Source organism: Pseudomonas aestiva (genome assembly GCF_039908605.1).
Lineage (GTDB): Bacteria > Pseudomonadota > Gammaproteobacteria > Pseudomonadales > Pseudomonadaceae > Chryseomonas > Chryseomonas aestiva.
Genome location: NZ_CP150916.1, coordinates 1,914,784 through 1,931,798 on the forward strand (window position 1 = coordinate 1,914,784; position 17,015 = coordinate 1,931,798).

A 17,015-nucleotide genomic window follows, 5' to 3' on the forward strand; every position below is an offset into this window, starting at 1 on the left:
TTCGCCTTGTTTGTCGCTAGCTCGCTCGGCTTTGCGCAGGCTCTCGGCGCCGTCGCTGTCACATCACCCGCTGGCCGGGCTTGGCGCCGCTGTCGGGACTGAGCAGGTGGATCTCGCTGCCGCCGGGGCCGGCGGCCAACACCATGCCTTCGGAGACGCCGAACTTCATCTTGCGCGGCGCCAGGTTGGCGACGTACAGGGTCAGGCGGCCTTCGAGCTGGCTTGGCTCCGGGTAGGCGCTCTTGATGCCGGAGAAGACGTTGCGCTTGGCATCGCCGATGTCCAGGGTCAGGCGCAGCAACTTGTCGGCACCTTCGACGAATTCGGCCTTTTCGATCAGGGCGATGCGCAGGTCGACCTTGGAAAAGGTATCGAAGTCGATGGTCTCGGCCAGCGGGGCCTTGCTCAGTTCGCCATTGCCGGCGGGCTGGGGGGCGGCCTGCGCAGCCAGGTCTTCCTTGGAAGCGTCGATCATGGTCTGCACCTTGGCGGGTTCGATGCGGGTAAGCAGGGGCTGGAAGGCGTTGAGCTGATGATTGGCCAGGCGGGTGTCGAGGTCGGCCCAGGTCAGGGGGGCGACGTTGAGGAAGGCCTCGGCGGCGGCGGTCAGGTTGGGCAGTACCGGCTTGAGCAGGATCGCCAGCTGACGGAACAATTCGATGCCCTGGGCGCAGATGGCCTGGACCTCGTCGGCCTTGCCGTCCTGCTTGGCCAGGCTCCAGGGCGCCTGGTCGGCGATCCAGGCGTTGGCGCGGTCGGCCAGGGCCATGATCTCGCGCATGGCACGGCCGAAGTCACGGGTCTCGTAGGCCTCGGCGATGCTCGGCGTGGCGGCGCGGAAGGCGGCTTCCAGTTCGGGCGCGGCCTGGGCGTCCACCAGCAGACCGGCATTGCCCTTGTGGATGAAGCCGGCGCAGCGGCTGGCGATGTTGACCACCTTGCCCACCAGGTCGGAATTGACCTTCTGCACGAAGTCCTCGAGGTTCAGGTCGATGTCCTCGACATGGCGCGAGAGCTTGGCGGCGAAGTAGTAGCGCAGGTACTCGGGATTCAGGTGATCCAGGTAGGTGCGCGCCTTGATGAAGGTGCCGCGGGACTTGGACATCTTCTGGCCGTCGACGGTGAGGAAGCCGTGGACGCTCAGCGCGGTCGGCTTGCGGTAGCCGGCGCCTTCGAGCATGGCCGGCCAGAAAAGCGCATGGAAGTTGACGATGTCCTTGCCGATGAAGTGGTACAGCTCGGCGCTGCTGTCCTTGTTCCAGTAGGCGTCGAAGTCCAGGTCGTCGCGACGATCGCAGAGATTCTTGAAGCTGGCCATGTAGCCGATGGGGGCGTCCAGCCAGACATAGAAGTACTTGCCCGGAGCGTCGGGGATCTCGAAGCCGAAGTAGGGTGCATCCCGGGAGATGTCCCATTCCTGCAGCCCGGCGTCCAGCCATTCGGCGATCTTGTTGGCCACCGATTCCTGCAGGGCACCGCTGCGGGTCCAGCCCTTGAGCATCTCGGCGAAGTCGGGAAGCTTGAAGAAGAAGTGCTCGGATTCACGCAGCACCGGGGTCGCGCCGGAGATGGCCGACTTGGGATCCTTCAGCTCGGTGGGCGCATAGGTGGCGCCGCACTTCTCGCAGTTGTCGCCGTACTGGTCGGCGCTGCCGCACTTGGGGCAGGTGCCCTTGATAAAGCGGTCGGCCAGGAACATCTGCTTGTCCGGGTCGAAATACTGGGTGACCGGCCGGGTGGCGATATGGCCGTTCTCGCGCAGCTTCAGATAGATGGCGCGCGACAGCTCGCGATTCTCTTCCGCGTGAGTGGAGTGGAAGTTGTCGAAGGCCACGCCGAAGTCGGCGAAGTCGGCACTGTGCTCGCGCTTGACGTTGTCGATCAGCTGCTCGGGCGTGATGCCCTCGCGCTCGGCGCGCAGCATGATGGCCGAGCCGTGGGCATCGTCGGCGCAGACATAGAGGCACTGGTTGCCGCGCAGCCGCTGGAAGCGGGCCCAGATGTCGGTCTGGATGTACTCGACCATGTGGCCGAGATGGATGGAGCCGTTGGCATAGGGCAGGGCGCTGGTGACGAGAATCTTGCGGGGCTCGGTCATGGTCTTGGCTGGATCGCGGCGCTGATAAATTGACCGACCATCATAGCGAAATGGCCGGTCGGTTTCATCCGTGGGGATGGGCGGGGACTGGAGCTGGCCTAGAGATCGGCCAGTTGCCAGTAAAGAGCGCTGACCATGGCCGCGCCCAGGGCGGCGCTGCGGGCACCGTTCCAGCCGACGTCCGGGCGGGGATCGTTGGCGTTGTCCTTGAATGGCAGCTCCAGGGTCAGGGCCAGGCAGCCATGGGTATAGCCGACGTACTTGGTGGCGAGCTTGAGGGTTTCGCTGCCGAAATGACCGCGGGGATAGCCATACCGGGTCTGGAAATCCGGGCTGGCGCGCTGAAAGCGCTGCAGGAAGGCCAGCTGCTCGGCTTCCTCGCGCTCGCCGAAGGTGGGCAGACCGTTGCAGCCGTCGACGAAGACATAGGGCAGGGCCTCGTCGCCGTGGATGTCGAGAAACAGGTCGCAGCCGCTCGCGGCGATGGCACGGCGTACCGCCAGCACCTCGGGACTGCGTCCCTCGTCCGGCTCCAGCCATTCCCGGTTGAGGTTGGCACCGGCCGCGTTGGTTCTCAGATTGCCCAGCGCCGAACCATCGGGATTCATGTTGGGCACCACGTGCAGTACCGCATGCTCCAGCAGCTTGGCACCGACCGGGTCGCCCTGGTGTTCGCCCAGGCCGAGCAGGCGGCGCAGCAGGCCTTCGACGAACCACTCGGCCATGGGCTCGCCGGGGTGCTGGCGGGCGATGATCCAGATGTTCTTCTTGCCAGCGCCCGGCGTGCCGATGCGCAGCAGGTCCAGCGAACGTCCCAGCAACGAACGGCCGACGGTTTCCAGACGGACGGCGGGATGGCGTTGCGCCTCGCCCATGAAGGCCAGGTGACGGCTCTCCGGATAAGGTTCGAAATAGGCGAAGAACAGGCTGTCGTGTTCCGGGGTGACGTTCCAGCTCAGGGTCTTGCCGTCATAGCGGCTGGGAATGCGGAACCACTCCTGGCCGCAATAGCTGGCGACCACGCCGTAGTCGCGCCAACCCTCTGGGTAGGCGCACTCGCCGGCATTGTCGAAGCTCAGCTGGCAGGGCAGGCCGCGGGCGCCTTCGAGGCGAAAATGGAACCACTGGGTGAAGGGCGAGGCGCTGTCCGGGCGGATGCGCAGGCGGATGTCCGCGTGATCGGCCAAGGACAGCACCTCGACGGCGCCGCTGTCGAAGGTGGAACTGATGTGCAGGGAAGAGGCGTTCACGCAGGACTCCACGGGCGAGAGGAAAGCCGGGAGTGTAGCGCCGCGTGGATAGGCTTTAGCAAGGACAGTGGGTAGCATAGGCCGCAGCTGCTCTTTCCTATCCGCTGTTTCCGGGAGTCTGCATGACCGCTCCGACTCGCGAGGCCATCGAGGCCGCGCTGCGCCAGTATCACGATCCCTATCTCGAACAGGACCTGCTCAGCGCCGGCGCCCTGCGCGACCTCGCGCTGGACGGCGGCCGGGTGCGCGCCCGTTTCGAACTGGGCTATGCCGCCGGACTGTTCAAGGGTGGCCTGGCCCAGGTGCTCAAGACCGCGTTGGAGAACGTGCCCGGGGTCGAGACCGCCGAGATCCAGGTCGATTGCATCATCGCGCCTCACGCCGCCCAGCCGCAGCTGGAGGCCATGGGCAACGTCAAGAACATCATTGCCGTGGCCTCGGGCAAGGGCGGGGTGGGCAAGTCCACCACCGCCGCCAACCTGGCCCTGGCGCTGGCCCGCGAAGGCGCCCGGGTCGGCGTGCTGGACGCCGACATCTATGGCCCCAGCCAGGGCATCATGTTCGGTTTCGTCGAGGGCACCCGTCCCGAGGTGCGCGACGAGAAGTGGTTCATCCCGCTGCAGGCCCATGGTGTCGAGGTCATGTCCATGGCCTTTCTCACCAACGACAAGACCCCGGTGGCCTGGCGTGGCCCGATGGTCTCCGGCGCCCTGATCCAGCTGATCACCCAGACCGCCTGGAACGACCTCGACTACCTGGTGATTGACATGCCGCCCGGCACCGGCGACATCCAGCTGACCCTGGCGCAGAAGGTGCCGGTGGCCGGCGCGGTGATCGTCACCACACCCCAGGATCTGGCCCTGCTCGACGCCAGGAAGGGCGTGGAGATGTTCCAGAAGGTCAACATCCCGGTGCTCGGGGTGGTGGAGAACATGGCGGTGCACATCTGCTCCAACTGCGGCCATGCCGAGCACCTGTTCGGCGAAGGCGGCGGCAGCAAGCTGGCCGAGCAATACGGCGTGGATCTCCTGGCTTCCTTGCCGCTGGCCATGGCCATCCGCGAGCAGGCCGACGCCGGACGTCCCACCGCCATCGCCGATCCCGACAGCCAGATCGCGCTGATCTACCAGGAACTGGCACGCAAGGTCGGCGCCCGCATCGCCCAGGGCGGCCAGGCCGGCGGCGGCATGCCCACCATCACCGTCAGCGACGACTGATTTCGTCCGTTCGCCTTTGAGACCGCGCTGCGATCCTCTAGAATGCGCGGTCAATTTTTTCGCCCCGGAGCCAGACCTGCCATGAGCATCAAATCGGACAAGTGGATTCGCCGCATGGCCCAGGAACACGGCATGATCGAGCCCTTCGTCGAGCGCCAGATGCGCGGCGCGGACGACAGCCGGGTGATCTCCTACGGGGTGTCCAGCTACGGCTACGACGTGCGCTGCGCCAACGAATTCAAGGTGTTCACCAACATCCATTCGGCGGTGGTGGACCCGAAGAACTTCGACGACAAGAGCTTCGTCGACGTGGTCAGCGACGTCTGCATCATTCCGCCGAACTCCTTCGCCCTGGCCCGCACCGTGGAATACTTCCGCATCCCGCGCGACGTCCTGACCATCTGCCTGGGCAAGAGCACCTATGCCCGCTGCGGCATCATCGTCAACGTCACCCCGCTGGAGCCCGAGTGGGAAGGCCACGTGACCCTGGAGTTCTCCAACACCACGACCCTGCCGGCCAAGATCTACGCCAACGAGGGCGTGGCCCAGATGCTGTTCCTGCAGTCCGACGAGGCCTGCGAGGTCTCCTACAAGGATCGCGGTGGCAAGTACCAGGGCCAGCGCGGCGTGACCCTGCCACGCGCCTGATCCGCAGCTGTTCCAGCGAAGCCGCCTGTTGGGCGGCTTCGCTGTTTCCGGGCCTCAAGAATCGACCGCTGCCGCCGATAGCCTGTGACCTGACTTATCTTTGGAGTGGACTTCCCATGGCCGGCATTCTCGACACCGTCGATCAACGCACCCAGCTGGTTGGCGAGAATCGTCTGGAAATTCTCATGTTCCAGCTGTCCAGCCGGCAGATGTTCGCCATCAACGTGTTCAAGGTGCAGGAAGTCCTCAAGCTGCCGCGCCTGACCCAGATGCCCAAGCGCCACCCGATGATCTGCGGCGTGGTCCACCTGCGGGGTCAGACCCTGCCGGTGATCGACCTGGCCGCCGCCATCGGCATGCGACCCATCACGCCCGACGAGAACAGCACCATCATCGTCACCGAGTACAACCGCTCGGTGCAGGCTTTTCTGGTCGGCAGCGTCGATCGCATCATCAACCTCAACTGGGACAGCATCCAGGCCCCGCCCGGTGGCGCCGGACGCCAGCACTACCTGACCGCCATCACCCGCATCGAAGACCGCCTGGTGGAGGTGATCGACGTGGAAAAGGTGCTGGCCGAGATCGCCCCCTACAACGTCAAGGTTTCCCAGGAACGCCTGGACGATCCGCTGCTGGCCAAGGCTCGCGGTCGCGAGGTGCTGCTGGTGGACGACTCCAGCACCGCCATCGGCCAGCTGCGCGACACCCTGGTGCAACTGGATCTGAAATTCCACGTCGCCACCGATGGCCTGCAGGCCCTGCGCAAGCTCAAGGCCTGGGCCGATGATGGCGTGGTGCTGACCGAGAAGCTGCTGATGGTGCTGACCGATGCCGAGATGCCGGAAATGGACGGCTATCGCCTGACCACCGAGATCCGCCAGGATCCGCGGCTCGCCGACCTCTATGTGGTGCTGCACACCTCGCTGTCGGGCAGCTTCAACGAAGCCATGGTGAAGAAGGTCGGCTGCAACGCCTTCCTCTCCAAGTTCCAGCCCGATCAGCTGGTCGAGGAAGTCCGGCGCCGCCTGGTGCTGGCCGAGGGCTGACCTCGCGGTTTCGCCGCTCCGGCGGCTCCCTTACACTGGCGGCCTTTGTCCGCCGCCAGGAAGCCGCGCCCATGTCGCACCTCAGTGCCCTCTATCGTTATCCCGTCAAGTCGACGGCCGTGGAATCCCTCGTCCAGGCCGAGGTGGATGCCCTGGGCCTGGTGGGTGACCGCCGCTGGATGGTGGTGGATGCCGACACCGGTCGCTTCCTGACCCTGCGCCAGCTGGCGCAGATGAATCACATCGAGGCGCGCTGGCTGGCCGCCGATCGGTTGCGCCTGAGCGCGCCAGGGCGGACGCCGCTCGACGTAGCGGTGCCGGATGTCGCCAGCGAACAGCTGGGCGTGACCATCTGGCGCGACACCCTGCAGGCGCCGGTCGCCGCCGCGGCGGATGCCTGGCTGAGCGATTTCCTCGGTCGCCGCTGCCGCCTGGTACACATCGCCGAAAGCCATGCCCGGCAGATCAATACCGATTTCGCGGAACCGGGGCAAAAGGTGCATTTCGCCGACGGCTTTCCCTTGCTGCTGACCAGCGAGGCCTCCCTGGCCGATCTGGTGGCGCGGGTAGGCAAGCCGCTGGAAATGCTGCGCTTCCGGCCAAATCTGGTGGTGGCGGGTACACCCGCATACGCCGAAGACGGCTGGAAGCGCCTGCGCATCGGCGCGGTGGACTTCGCCGTTGCCTGTCCCTGCTCGCGCTGCATCGTCATCACCCAGGATCCGCTGACCGGTGAAAAGGATCCGGATCGACAGCCGCTCACGGCCTTGCGCGAATACCGCTTCCAGGACAATCGCATGCTGTTCGGCATGAACGTCATCCCCCTGGGACGCGGCACCATCGAAGCCGGCATGCCGGTGGAGGTGCTGGAATGAATCCCGTGCGGCGTGTGGCGCTGGTCAGTCCGGCGGGTGCGGTCAAGGAAGAGCTGGTCACGGCGGCGATCGAGCAACTGCAGGCCGCCGGCATCGAAGCGGTGCTGGGCGAACAGGCGCTCAAGCGCCATCGCTATCTCGCCGGTACCGCCGAGGAGCGTGCCGCGGATCTGCACTGGGCTTTCAGCCAGGCGGACGTGGATGCGGTCTGGTGCCTGCGCGGCGGTTACGGATCCGCGCAACTGCTGCCCTGGCTGGACTGGTCGCGGCTGTCCAGCAGCAAGGGCCGGCCGCTGATCGGCTATTCCGACCTGACGGTGCTGCTGGAGGCCTTTCACCGCCGCGGTCTCACCGCCATCCACGGCCCGGGTGCCCTGGATTGGGGGCGTCGTGACGAGGATCCGGCTACCCAGGCTGCCCGTACCCGCTCGCTGGAATCGGTCCTGGAACTGTGCGCGGGCAGCCGTCCGGCCTGGCAGCTGGAGCGCCTGGCCGGTCCGGCCCATGTGCCTGCCGGCGAACTGATCGGCGGCAACCTGACCACCCTGGCCAGCGTGGTCGGGACCGCCGCCGCCCTGCGCCCCCACGACGGCGCCATCCTCATGCTGGAAGACGTCGGCGAGCCCTACTATCGACTGGAGCGCAGCCTCTGCCAGTTGCTCGGCAACCTCACCGAGCACCGCATCGGCGCGGTCTGCCTGGGTACCTTCACCGACTGCCCGCCGCGTAACGTCGAGCAGTCGCTGGAAGAGATCTTCGCCGAATGGCTGGCGCCGCGCGGCATCGCCCTCTATCGCGGCCTGCCCAGCGGCCATGGGCCGGACAACCAGGCCTGGCCCTATGGCGCCCGCGTGCGTCTGGAAGCGGGTCGCCTGCAGGTGCTCCAGGCCTGACCAGCCCTGGGCGGATCAGTCCGCCCAGGGCGAAGCCAGTTCCAGCTTGCCCAGCAGCTGGCGCTTCTTGCTGTTGTAGCCCTGCATCCGCACCAGCAATTCATCCAGGGTGGCGACCGCCTTGAGGATGTGCGGGCCCTTGTTGAGCATCACGCATTCAGCGCGGACCCCGGTGGCGGCATCGGTGATCTCGGCACGCGAAGGCGAACCCTTCTTGGCCAGGTTTTCCAGCACCTGGGTCGCCCAGATCACCGGCACGTGGGCCGCTTCGCACAGGCAGAGAATGTCCTCCTGCAGCGCCGCCAGGCGCTCGAAGCCGCCTTCCACCGCCAGGTCGCCGCGGGCGATCATTACGCCGAAGCCGCCGCGCTGCATGCCCGCCAGCAACAGTGCGGGAAGGTTGTCGAAGCCCCGACGGGTTTCGATCTTCAGCACCACACCCAGGTGCTCGGCCTGCAGGCGCTCCAGTTCCGCGAGCAGCGCGCGGACGTCGTCCGCGCTGTTGACGAAGGACATCTCGATGCCGTCCGCATGCTCGGCGGCAAAGGCCAGGGCCGCGAGATCCTGTTCGCCCAGCGCTGCCAGCCGCAGGGTACTCTGGGGAAAGTTGATGCCCTTGTCGCCTTTGAGCTTGGCGCCGCCCGGTGCCTGGGTGATGCGGATCTGCAGCGCGTCCTGATCGGCGCCTTCGATCAGCCCGCCGATCTTGCCATCGTCGAACCAGACCGGCTCGCCGCTACGGACGTCGGCGAACACCTGGGGCAGGGTGCAGCCCAGGGTAGCGGGTGTCAGCAGGCGCCCGCCGCTGTCCTGGCTGGCGGGCCTACCGGGCGTCTGGTCGGCGGTCAGGATCAGCAGATCGTCCTCGGCCAGCCGCAGGGCGCCCGGCTGCGGGGCGAAGTCGCCGATGCTGCTGTGTCTCTTGCGCCCCTCGCGCGCGACGCTCACGCGCAGGCCGGGCGTGAGGTAGGTGGTCTTGGTCGCCTCCGCCCAGCAGCCACGATCGCCGACTTCGACCACCGTCCAGCGCCGCTGTGCCTGCCGGGTGTCCACCAGGCGGATGCAGTCGCCCGCCTGCAGATTCTTCAGCCAGCGTTCGCCCACCTGGAGGCTGGCAGCCGCCGGGGAGGGCGCCGGTCGCGGCCGGCGGCGGCCGGTCAGCCAGATCCGCGCCGGCTGGCGGACGCGGCCCTGGGCGTCGCGCTCGGGCTTCACCTTCCTTATCGCCGCGCCCGTGGCGATGGGCCCGGTGCGCAGCTTGGGGCCCGGCAGGTCCATGAATACCTTGCAGGGCTGGTCCAGCTCCGCGCTGGCCCGCCGCACGTGTTCGATCATGCGCGTCCAGCTGGCCGGTTCGTCGTGGGCGCAGTTGATGCGCGCGCAATCCATATGGCCCGCCAGTAGGTCGCGTACCAGCGCATAATCCTCTGCGGCCTCGCTGGGCAAGGTGACCATGATGCGTACCTCCCGCGCGGCGGCGGGCGTGCCGAACAATGCCCGCGCATGCTCTGCCAGGGGGTTGGCGGCCCTGGTCGTCGGCCGCGTTGCCGGGCGGCTACCGAGCAGGCGTTCCAGGGTGTTGACGAGAGTCGCCACGGTCGGCAGCACGGCGGCTTCGGAGCGTCCCAGGGACGACAGGCCCAGGGCGGAGAGTTGCAGCTGCAGGTCATGCAGATCGCCGTCGCGCAGCGCCAGATAGGCGAGCAGATTCTGGGCACTGGCGCGATAGGCGGGATTGAGCGCCTGTCGATCCAGCCGCGGCTCGGCGGCCGCCTGCTCCAGGGCACCCTGCAGGGCGCGTAGCTGATCCAGCAGGCTGGCGAGAGCCTGATCGGGGGTTCGGGAACGCGAGGTCGAACGGGACGGCACGCTAGATCTCCAGCAAAGGGCCCAGGCGAGACGCTCACCGGGCGTTCCTGTCTCGGACCCATGGCCGCCGCAGAAGTGAAAAGCCAAGTGTTGCCAGACATTAGCGGCAGATGGCCACTGCTCGCGGAGGCTGCCGCTGGCGCCCATAGGGAGTCGGCAAGGATGCTGCTATGATGCGCGGCCTTGACGACCCCCGTTTTCAGGTACCCGCCATGGTGCAGATTTCCGAACGTCTCCTGGTCCAGGCCCATCTGGCCGCCAAGCAGCCCAAGGCGCTCGGGCCGGACGAGATCGCGGCCTACAAGACCGCCATCGCCCGCGAGCTCAAGGCGCAGAACGCGGTGCTGCTCGCCCACTACTACACCGATCCGCTGATCCAGGCGCTGGCCGAGGAGACCGGCGGTTGCGTCGCCGATTCCCTGGAGATGGCCCGCTTCGGCAATCGCCACCCGGCGTCCACCGTGGTGGTGGCCGGGGTCAAGTTCATGGGCGAGACGGCCAAGATCCTCAACCCGGAAAAGCGCGTGCTGATGCCGACCCTGGAGGCTACCTGCTCCCTGGACCTGGGTTGCCCGGTGGAGGAATTCTCCGCCTTCTGCGACCAGCATCCCGAGCGCACCGTGGTGGTCTACGCCAACACCTCGGCTGCGGTTAAGGCCCGCGCGGACTGGGTGGTGACGTCCGGCTGCGCGCTGGACATCGTCGAGCACCTGATGGATAACGACGAGACCATCCTCTGGGCCCCCGATCGCCACCTGGGTCGCTATATCCAGCGCGAGACCGGTGCCGACATGCTGCTGTGGGAAGGCTCCTGCATCGTCCACGAGGAGTTCAAGGCCAGCCAGCTGGAAGACCTCAAGCGGCTCTATCCGGAGGCGGCCATCCTGGTGCATCCGGAGTCGCCCGAGGCGGTGATCGAGCTGGCCGACCATGTCGGCTCCACCAGCCAGATGATCAAGGCGGCCCAGACGCTGCCCAATCGACAGTTCATCGTCGCCACCGATCGCGGCATCTTCTACAAGATGCAGCAGGCCTGCCCGGACAAGACCTTCATCGAGGCGCCCACCGCCGGCAACGGCGCCGCCTGTCGCAGCTGCGCCCACTGTCCCTGGATGGCGATGAACACCCTGGAGCGCACCCTCAACTGCCTGCTCGATGGCTCCGGCGAGGTGCTGGTCGATCCGGCGCTCATCCCCCGGGCGGTCAAGCCGCTCAAGCGCATGCTCGACTTCACCCAGGCGCTGCAGCTGAAGGTCAAGGGCAACGCCTGAGGGCGCTGCCCGGGCTCTACCTCAGGATCTCTTCGCTCAGCTTGCGCTGGGCGATCATTTCCTGCTGGCGGGCGTCGATCCGCGCGGCCAGCTGATAGTTGCTGGCGGCGCGCTGCTTGGCGAAGCCCAGTTGCTGGATCGCTTGGTTGTAGTCACCGGTCAGGGCGAAGTACTCGGCGCGTGCCTGGTGCACCCCGACCAGATCCCCGGCCTGGCCGCGAACATCCGCCGCCTGGTTCCACAGGTCCGGATCGATCGGCCGCTGCTTGATCAGTTTGTCGAGCAACTGGCTGGCGGCCTTGGCCTGCTTGGTGCGGCCGAGCATGTCCACCTGGGCCAGACTCACGGACAGATCGTCCGGATAGAGGTCCATCAGCCGCTGCACGCGTTTCTGGGCGTCAGGCAGGCGATTGGCGGTAATGTCCAGATCGACCTGGGCGAGGTTGTAGCTGATGTCGTCCGGGGCCTTGCGCAGCAGCGGCGCGAGGGTGTCGCGCGCCTCGTTGAGCTGGCCCTGCTTGGTCAGTCCCATGGCCAGGCCATAGCGCACCGGATCGTTGTCCGGCGCCTCCTGCAGCTGGGCGCGATAGCGCTTCACCAGCAGGCCGGCGGTCTCCTCGAAGTACATCTGGGTGCGCACCTTCATCAGCTGGAAGCGCTTACTGTCCTCGACGCCGCCCTTGGGAAAACGCTCGGCGCGCGCCTGGGTATCGGCGATCCGGCTGTCGGTGACCGGGTGGGTCAGCAGAAACTCCGGTGGGGTACGGTCATAGCGATACTGGCGGGCGAGCCGACCGAACATCTCCGGCATGGCGCGCGGATCGTAGCCGGCGCGCTCAAGATTGACGATGCCGACGCGGTCGGCCTCCTGCTCGTTGAGGCGGGAAAAGCGCAACTGGCTCTGGATCGCCGCCGCCTGGGTCGAGGCGATGGCGGCGATTCCCACGTCGCCACCGCCGGCCGCGGCCGCAACGATTCCGGCGAGCAGGGCCGCCATCAGCGGCAGCTGCATGCGTTGCTGGTTCTCCACCCCGCGGGCGAAGTGGCGCTGGATCAGGTGACCCAGCTCATGGGCCATGACCGCCGCGTACTCGGCTTCGGTTTCCGATTTGAGGAACAGCCCACCATTCACCCCGATCACCCCACCGGGCGCGGCGAAGGCGTTGATCTCGGGGTCCTTGATCAGGATGAAGACCAGGCGGTGGTCCTGCAGGTCGCTGGTCTCGGCCAGCTTGTAGACGGTCTGTTCGACGAATTGCTTGAGCTGCGGATCGTTGATGGTCGGGACCTGGCCGCGAAGCATGCTCAGCCAGGCGCGGCCCATCTGAAACTCCTGCTCGGGCGAGACGATCGAAGAGCTGGCATCGCCCAGCGACGGCAGATCGTTCGCCCCCTGCGCCAGCAAGGGCGCGGCGAGCAGCGCCAGGGACAGCAGGGCGGGGCGCAGGACGTTCATGGCAAGACTCGTGGCCGCAAAAGCGCTACTTTAGCGGCCCGTCGTCTGGGTGCCTAGCAACCCCGGGCACTGACGCAGCCCCCAATGGAGAATCCCATGGCCGATCTGAGCCAACCCTACACCGGCGCCGTGACCGCCCAGCTGGACGCCAGCGGCCTGAGCTGCCCCATGCCGCTGCTCAAGGCCAAGCTGGAACTCAATCGCCTGTCTTCCGGCGAGGTGCTGGCCGTGGTGGCGACCGATGCCGGGTCGCAGCGCGACTTCCGCACCTTCGCCAAGCTCTCGGGGCACGCCCTGGTGGGCGAAGAGGTGGCGGGGGAGACCTTTCGCTACTGGCTGCGCAAGGCCTGATCAGGCCTGGTTGAGCGCCTGGGCGGCGGCCAGCACCTCGGCGACATGCCCGGGGACCTTCACGCCGCGCCAGATCTGGCGTACCACGCCTTCCCGGTCGATGAGGAAGGTACTGCGATCCACACCGATGTAGTCCTTGCCATAGAGCTTCTTCTGCCGCATCACGTCGAACAGCTGACAGAGGGTCTCGTCCTTGTCGCTGATCAGCTCGAAGGGAAAGCCCTGCTTGGTGCGGAAATTCTCGTGGGTGCGCAGGCTGTCACGGCTGACGCCCAGGATCAGGGTATCGGCCGCCTGGAACTGCTCGTGCAGATCGCGAAAGCCCTGGCCCTGAGTGGTGCAGCCGGGGGTGTTGTCCTTGGGATAGAAGTACAGCACCGCCTGGCGACCGCGCAGGCTGGCGGGCGAGACCTCGAGGCCGCTGGTGGCCTGGGCCTGGAAATCCGGAAGCGGTTGGTCGAGGGTCACGCTCATGGGCAGCTCCTTGCGGGTTCGGTCAGTTGCTCTGCGGCCGCCAGGGCTCGATCAGGGCATCCAGATTGAGGGCGTCGGCGAAATCCAGGAACTGATCGCGCAGCCAGCTGATCTGGGTGCCGGCGGGCAGGGTCACGGTGATGGTGGCGTTGAGCATGGTGCCGCCGGTCTGGGGCGCCTGGTAGGAGTCGCAGACCAGATTCTCCACTTCGATCTTGTGGTCGGCGAAGAACTGGCAGAGTTCGTTGAGGATGTCCGGGCGATAGGCGGCGCTGACATAGACGACGTACGGCAGCGCCTGGGGGCGATTCTCCAGGGCGGCGCTGCGGGTGACGCCGACGGTGAAGCCGTGGCGCTTGCCAAGGCCGGCGAGGCCGCCTTCGAGGCGCGCCAGGCCGTCCCAGTTGCCGGAGACCTGCAGGATCAGCGCGCTGTATTCCCCGTGCCGGCTCAGCCGACTGCTGACTACCGCGCAGCGGTTGTCCATGCAGCTGCGGTAGAGCACGTTGGTCAGCTCCATGGGATTGGCGCCCAGCGCACTGATGACGAGAAATTGTTCGCGAATCGGGGGGGTAGCGGACATTAGGGTTCCTGGCAGGGGGAGATACAGACTGCAAAGGCGGAAGGGTAGCGAAAAGCGCTCGCGGGGGGAATGCCCGTTGGGGGCACGTTGCTTGTGCTGGCGCAGAGGCGTCAGTACCATTACCGCTCTCTTTTTCCGGCAGGAGCGGTTGCATGATTGCGGGGAGCATGGTGGCGCTGGTCACCCCTATGGACGCCCAGGGGCGTATCGACTGGGACAACCTGACCAAGCTGGTGGACTTCCATCTCGCCGAAGGCACCGACGCCATCGTCGCGGTGGGCACCTCGGGCGAATCCGCCACGGTCGACGTCGACGAGCACGTAGCCGTGATCCGTCATGTGGTCGAGCAGGTCAAGGGCCGCATCCCGGTGATCGCCGGCACCGGTGGCAATTCCACCCGGGAGGCCATCGACCTGACCCGCGCCGCCAAGGACGCGGGCGCCGACGCCTGTCTGCTGGTCGTGCCCTATTACAACAAGCCGACCCAGGAAGGGCTGTATCAGCACTTCCGCATGATCGCCGAAACCGTCGCCATTCCGCAGATCCTCTACAACGTGCCCGGCCGCGCCGCCTGCGACATGCTGGCCGAGACCGTCGAGCGGCTGGCCAAGGTGCCGAACATCATCGGCATCAAGGAAGCCACCGGCGACCTGGCGCGCGCACGCGACATTCTCTCCCGGGTCAGCAAGGACTTCCTGGTCTACTCGGGCGATGACGCCACCGCTGCGGAGCTCATGCTGCTGGGCGGCAAGGGCAACATCTCGGTGACCGCCAATGTCGCGCCGCGCGCCATGAGCGAACTCTGCGCCGCCGCCATGCGCGGCGATGCCGACACCGCACGCGCGCTCAACGAAAAGCTGATGCCGTTGCACAAGAATCTGTTCATCGAATCGAATCCGATCCCGGTGAAGTGGGCCCTGCATGAAATGGGCATGATCGACGCCGGTATCCGTCTGCCGCTGACCTGGCTCAGCTCGCGCTGCCACGAAGTGGTACGTCAGGCCCTGCGTCAGGCGGGAGTGCTGGCGTGATTAGGAAGCAGTCGATGAAACGTGTTCTGGGTTTGACGACGCTGGGTCTGGCCGTGGCCACCGCCAGTGGCTGCAGCTGGGTGTGGGGCGAGCATGGCTATTTCCGCGATCGCGGCAATGACTATCTCGAATCCCGCGAGACCGGCCCCATGCAGGTGCCGACGGATGTCCAGGCCAAGCCAATGGATCCGCTGTTGCCGATCCCGGCCAATGTGGCCGATACCCAGAATCGCTCCTATGGCTTCGAAGTGCCGAAACCCCAGGCGCTGGCCGTCCAAGGCAGTGGCAACGAACAGTTCAGCGTGCAGCGCAGCGGCAATGCCCGCTGGCTGGCCGCCCAGAAGGTCCCGGCCAACGTCTGGCCGGTGGCTCGTCAGTACCTGACCGACAACGGCTTCCGCATTGCCGAAGAGCGTCCGCAGACCGGTGAGATCATCACCGCCTGGCAGGCGCCCACCGAGCTATCGACGCCGCTGGCGCGCAGCCTGAGCACCAACGGCCGGCTGCAACCGGGCAACGAGCTGCGGACCCGCCTGCGCATCGAGCCGGGCGTACAGTCGGGCAGCAGCGAGATCTTCCTCCAGACCCAGACCCGCAGCCAGGGCAGCTCCAGCGAGCCGTCCTGGTCCAGCAGCCAGAACAGCTCGGCGCTCGATGACGCCCTGTTGAATCAGGTGCTGGCCGGCCTGGACCGCAGCGAGCAGGGCAGTGGCTCGGTCTCGCTGCTGGCCGCTGGTGGCTACGACACCCCGGAGCGCGTGACCTACGAGGTCGACGGCAGCGGCGTGCCCATGCTGGTGCTGGAAAGCGATCTGAATCGCGCCTGGTCCAGCGTGGGTCGCGCCATCGAAGGCGCCGACATCCGCGTCGACGACATGGATCGCAGCCTGGGCGTCTACTACGTGAACATCGCCGAAGGCGCGCAGAAGCCGGAAGAGCGCAAGCCGGGCTTCTTCGGCCGCCTGTTCGGCAAGGGCGAGACCAAGGAAGAGGAGGACGCCCGCGCCCGGCGCTTCCAGGTGCGCCTCACCTCGGTGGGCAACACCGTCCAGGTCACCCTGGACAAGACCATCAACACCGCAGCACCCCAGGACATCGCCGAAGGCGTGCTGAAAAAGCTTCAGACGAGCATGCAATATGCGCTTCGCAATCCTGGGCAGCGGCAGTCGGGGCAACTCGACCCTGGTGCACAGCCATAACAGCTATGTGCTGATCGACTGCGGCTTCTCCTTGCGGGAAGCCGAACGTCGCCTGGCCCGGCTGGGTGTGGTACCTGCCCAGCTGGACGCCGTCCTGGTCACCCACGAACACTCCGATCACGTGCAGGGCGTCGAGCTGCTGGCGCGCAAGCACGGGGTGCCGGTCTATTACAGCGCTGGTACCGGGCGTGGCCTGCGCAAGCCGGTGGCGGCCCAGGGACTGCTGGTGGACGGCGAACGGCTGGTGCTGGATGCGCTAGAAGTGACCGTGGTGCAGGTGTCCCACGACGCCCTGGAGCCGACCCAGTTCGTCTTCGACGACGGCCGCAAGCGCCTGGGCGTGCTCACCGATCTCGGCGAGGCGACCCCAGGCGTGCTGGCGCATTACCGCGGCCTGGATGCCCTGGTGATCGAAGCCAACCACGACAGCAACATGCTCGCCGCGGGGCCCTATCCCTATCACCTCAAGGCACGGGTCGGCGGGGTGCGCGGGCATCTCAACAACCGGCAATCGGCCGACCTGGTTATGGAGCTGGCCTGTCCGGGCCTGCAGCATCTGGTGCTCGCCCACCTGAGCGAGAAGAACAACAACCCCTGGCTCGCCCGCGCCTGCTTCACCAACATGCTGGGCTGCGACGCTGACTGGCTGCAGATCGCCGATCAGCAGCAGGGTCTGGAATGGCAGGCCATCGCCTGAGGTGCTGACCAGGTTTTTCTTTGGCGGCCGGGCGCTGCTGCACGGCCAAAAGATCCA

Annotated in this window: 16 protein-coding genes; 10 read left to right on the forward strand and 6 right to left on the reverse strand. The window is 66.6% G+C overall.

Annotated elements, in window-relative coordinates:
• Positions 1-58: 58 nt before the first annotated feature.
• On the reverse strand, positions 59-2,098 hold the full coding sequence (gene metG / locus AABM56_RS08840) for a methionine--tRNA ligase (protein WP_133859415.1): 2,040 nt from the start codon (positions 2,096-2,098) through the stop codon (positions 59-61).
• A 98-nt stretch (positions 2,099-2,196) separates the two neighbouring features.
• Positions 2,197-3,348, reverse strand: a complete 1,152-nt coding sequence (locus AABM56_RS08845) for a M14-type cytosolic carboxypeptidase (protein ID WP_263258696.1) — start codon at positions 3,346-3,348, stop codon at positions 2,197-2,199.
• A 122-nt stretch (positions 3,349-3,470) separates the two neighbouring features.
• Between AABM56_RS08845 and apbC the strand changes: the two genes are divergently transcribed.
• The 5 genes from apbC to AABM56_RS08870 all read left to right on the forward strand — a co-directional run bounded on the left by apbC (position 3,471) and on the right by AABM56_RS08870 (position 8,027).
• A complete protein-coding gene (gene apbC / locus AABM56_RS08850) occupies positions 3,471-4,565 on the forward strand; it encodes an iron-sulfur cluster carrier protein ApbC (RefSeq protein ID WP_133859413.1) in 1,095 nt (364 codons plus the stop codon).
• 81 nt (positions 4,566-4,646) lie between these two features.
• Positions 4,647-5,213 (forward strand): dCTP deaminase, encoded by a 567-nt coding sequence (gene dcd / locus AABM56_RS08855; protein ID WP_007162761.1) that lies wholly within the window; start codon positions 4,647-4,649, stop codon positions 5,211-5,213.
• A 116-nt stretch (positions 5,214-5,329) separates the two neighbouring features.
• A complete protein-coding gene (locus tag AABM56_RS08860) occupies positions 5,330-6,259 on the forward strand; it encodes a chemotaxis protein CheV (RefSeq protein WP_133859412.1) in 930 nt (309 codons plus the stop codon).
• Between the two features lie 71 nt (positions 6,260-6,330).
• The gene (locus AABM56_RS08865) at positions 6,331-7,134 is read left to right on the forward strand and encodes an MOSC domain-containing protein (protein WP_133859411.1); all 804 of its coding nucleotides are present in this window, start codon (positions 6,331-6,333) and stop codon (positions 7,132-7,134) included.
• The gene (locus tag AABM56_RS08870; RefSeq protein ID WP_133859410.1) at positions 7,131-8,027 is read left to right on the forward strand and encodes an LD-carboxypeptidase; all 897 of its coding nucleotides are present in this window, start codon (positions 7,131-7,133) and stop codon (positions 8,025-8,027) included. The genes AABM56_RS08865 and AABM56_RS08870 overlap by 4 nt, the downstream gene beginning before the upstream one ends.
• Positions 8,028-8,042: 15 nt before the next feature.
• Here the strand turns inward: AABM56_RS08870 and AABM56_RS08875 are convergent, their stop codons facing one another.
• A complete protein-coding gene (locus tag AABM56_RS08875; protein ID WP_347884011.1) occupies positions 8,043-9,896 on the reverse strand; it encodes a pyruvate kinase in 1,854 nt (617 codons plus the stop codon).
• Positions 9,897-10,108: 212 nt separating this feature from the next.
• On the opposite strand from AABM56_RS08875, the gene nadA reads away from it, so the two are divergent.
• Positions 10,109-11,167 carry a quinolinate synthase NadA gene (nadA, locus tag AABM56_RS08880; protein ID WP_007162766.1) on the forward strand — a complete coding sequence of 353 codons (1,059 nt, stop codon included), beginning with the start codon at positions 10,109-10,111 and terminating at the stop codon, positions 11,165-11,167.
• 16 nt (positions 11,168-11,183) lie between these two features.
• On the opposite strand, the gene AABM56_RS08885 is transcribed toward nadA, so the two are convergent.
• Complete coding sequence (locus AABM56_RS08885; protein WP_133859408.1) at positions 11,184-12,623, reverse strand: M48 family metalloprotease; 1,440 nt, start codon at positions 12,621-12,623, stop codon at positions 11,184-11,186.
• A 96-nt stretch (positions 12,624-12,719) separates the two neighbouring features.
• Between AABM56_RS08885 and AABM56_RS08890 the strand changes: the two genes are divergently transcribed.
• Positions 12,720-12,974 (forward strand): sulfurtransferase TusA family protein, encoded by a 255-nt coding sequence (locus AABM56_RS08890; RefSeq protein ID WP_007162768.1) that lies wholly within the window; start codon positions 12,720-12,722, stop codon positions 12,972-12,974.
• On the opposite strand, the gene AABM56_RS08895 is transcribed toward AABM56_RS08890, so the two are convergent.
• Together AABM56_RS08895 and AABM56_RS08900 are read right to left on the reverse strand one after the other, a co-directional pair.
• A complete protein-coding gene (locus AABM56_RS08895; protein WP_133859407.1) occupies positions 12,975-13,448 on the reverse strand; it encodes a peroxiredoxin in 474 nt (157 codons plus the stop codon).
• Between the two features lie 22 nt (positions 13,449-13,470).
• A complete protein-coding gene (locus AABM56_RS08900) occupies positions 13,471-14,031 on the reverse strand; it encodes a glycine cleavage system protein R (protein WP_007162770.1) in 561 nt (186 codons plus the stop codon).
• A gap of 152 nt (positions 14,032-14,183) precedes the next feature.
• Between AABM56_RS08900 and dapA the strand changes: the two genes are divergently transcribed.
• The 3 genes from dapA to AABM56_RS08915 are packed head-to-tail and all read left to right on the forward strand — an operon-like array spanning position 14,184 to position 16,958.
• A complete protein-coding gene (dapA, locus tag AABM56_RS08905; RefSeq protein WP_133859406.1) occupies positions 14,184-15,062 on the forward strand; it encodes a 4-hydroxy-tetrahydrodipicolinate synthase in 879 nt (292 codons plus the stop codon).
• Between the two features lie 14 nt (positions 15,063-15,076).
• Positions 15,077-16,261, forward strand: a complete 1,185-nt coding sequence (gene bamC / locus AABM56_RS08910; RefSeq protein ID WP_133859405.1) for an outer membrane protein assembly factor BamC — start codon at positions 15,077-15,079, stop codon at positions 16,259-16,261.
• On the forward strand, positions 16,200-16,958 hold the full coding sequence (locus AABM56_RS08915; RefSeq protein ID WP_347884012.1) for an MBL fold metallo-hydrolase: 759 nt from the start codon (positions 16,200-16,202) through the stop codon (positions 16,956-16,958). Before bamC ends, AABM56_RS08915 begins: the two co-directional genes overlap by 62 nt.
• Positions 16,959-17,015: the final 57 nt, after the last annotated feature.

What these genes read in the sequence shown, in the direction of transcription:
- metG (WP_133859415.1), bottom strand. Translation starts at nt 2,098, where the DNA reads ATGACCGAGCCCCGCAAGATTCTCGTCACCAGCGCCCTGCCCTATGCC.
- apbC (WP_133859413.1), top strand. Translation starts at nt 3,471, where the DNA reads ATGACCGCTCCGACTCGCGAGGCCATCGAGGCCGCGCTGCGCCAGTAT.
- dcd (WP_007162761.1), top strand. Translation starts at nt 4,647, where the DNA reads ATGAGCATCAAATCGGACAAGTGGATTCGCCGCATGGCCCAGGAACAC.
- AABM56_RS08860 (WP_133859412.1), top strand. Translation starts at nt 5,330, where the DNA reads ATGGCCGGCATTCTCGACACCGTCGATCAACGCACCCAGCTGGTTGGC.
- AABM56_RS08865 (WP_133859411.1), top strand. Translation starts at nt 6,331, where the DNA reads ATGTCGCACCTCAGTGCCCTCTATCGTTATCCCGTCAAGTCGACGGCC.
- AABM56_RS08870 (WP_133859410.1), top strand. Translation starts at nt 7,131, where the DNA reads ATGAATCCCGTGCGGCGTGTGGCGCTGGTCAGTCCGGCGGGTGCGGTC.
- nadA (WP_007162766.1), top strand. Translation starts at nt 10,109, where the DNA reads ATGGTGCAGATTTCCGAACGTCTCCTGGTCCAGGCCCATCTGGCCGCC.
- AABM56_RS08885 (WP_133859408.1), bottom strand. Translation starts at nt 12,623, where the DNA reads ATGAACGTCCTGCGCCCCGCCCTGCTGTCCCTGGCGCTGCTCGCCGCG.
- AABM56_RS08890 (WP_007162768.1), top strand. Translation starts at nt 12,720, where the DNA reads ATGGCCGATCTGAGCCAACCCTACACCGGCGCCGTGACCGCCCAGCTG.
- AABM56_RS08895 (WP_133859407.1), bottom strand. Translation starts at nt 13,448, where the DNA reads ATGAGCGTGACCCTCGACCAACCGCTTCCGGATTTCCAGGCCCAGGCC.
- AABM56_RS08900 (WP_007162770.1), bottom strand. Translation starts at nt 14,031, where the DNA reads ATGTCCGCTACCCCCCCGATTCGCGAACAATTTCTCGTCATCAGTGCG.
- dapA (WP_133859406.1), top strand. Translation starts at nt 14,184, where the DNA reads ATGATTGCGGGGAGCATGGTGGCGCTGGTCACCCCTATGGACGCCCAG.
- bamC (WP_133859405.1), top strand. Translation starts at nt 15,077, where the DNA reads ATGAAACGTGTTCTGGGTTTGACGACGCTGGGTCTGGCCGTGGCCACC.
- AABM56_RS08915 (WP_347884012.1), top strand. Translation starts at nt 16,200, where the DNA reads ATGCGCTTCGCAATCCTGGGCAGCGGCAGTCGGGGCAACTCGACCCTG.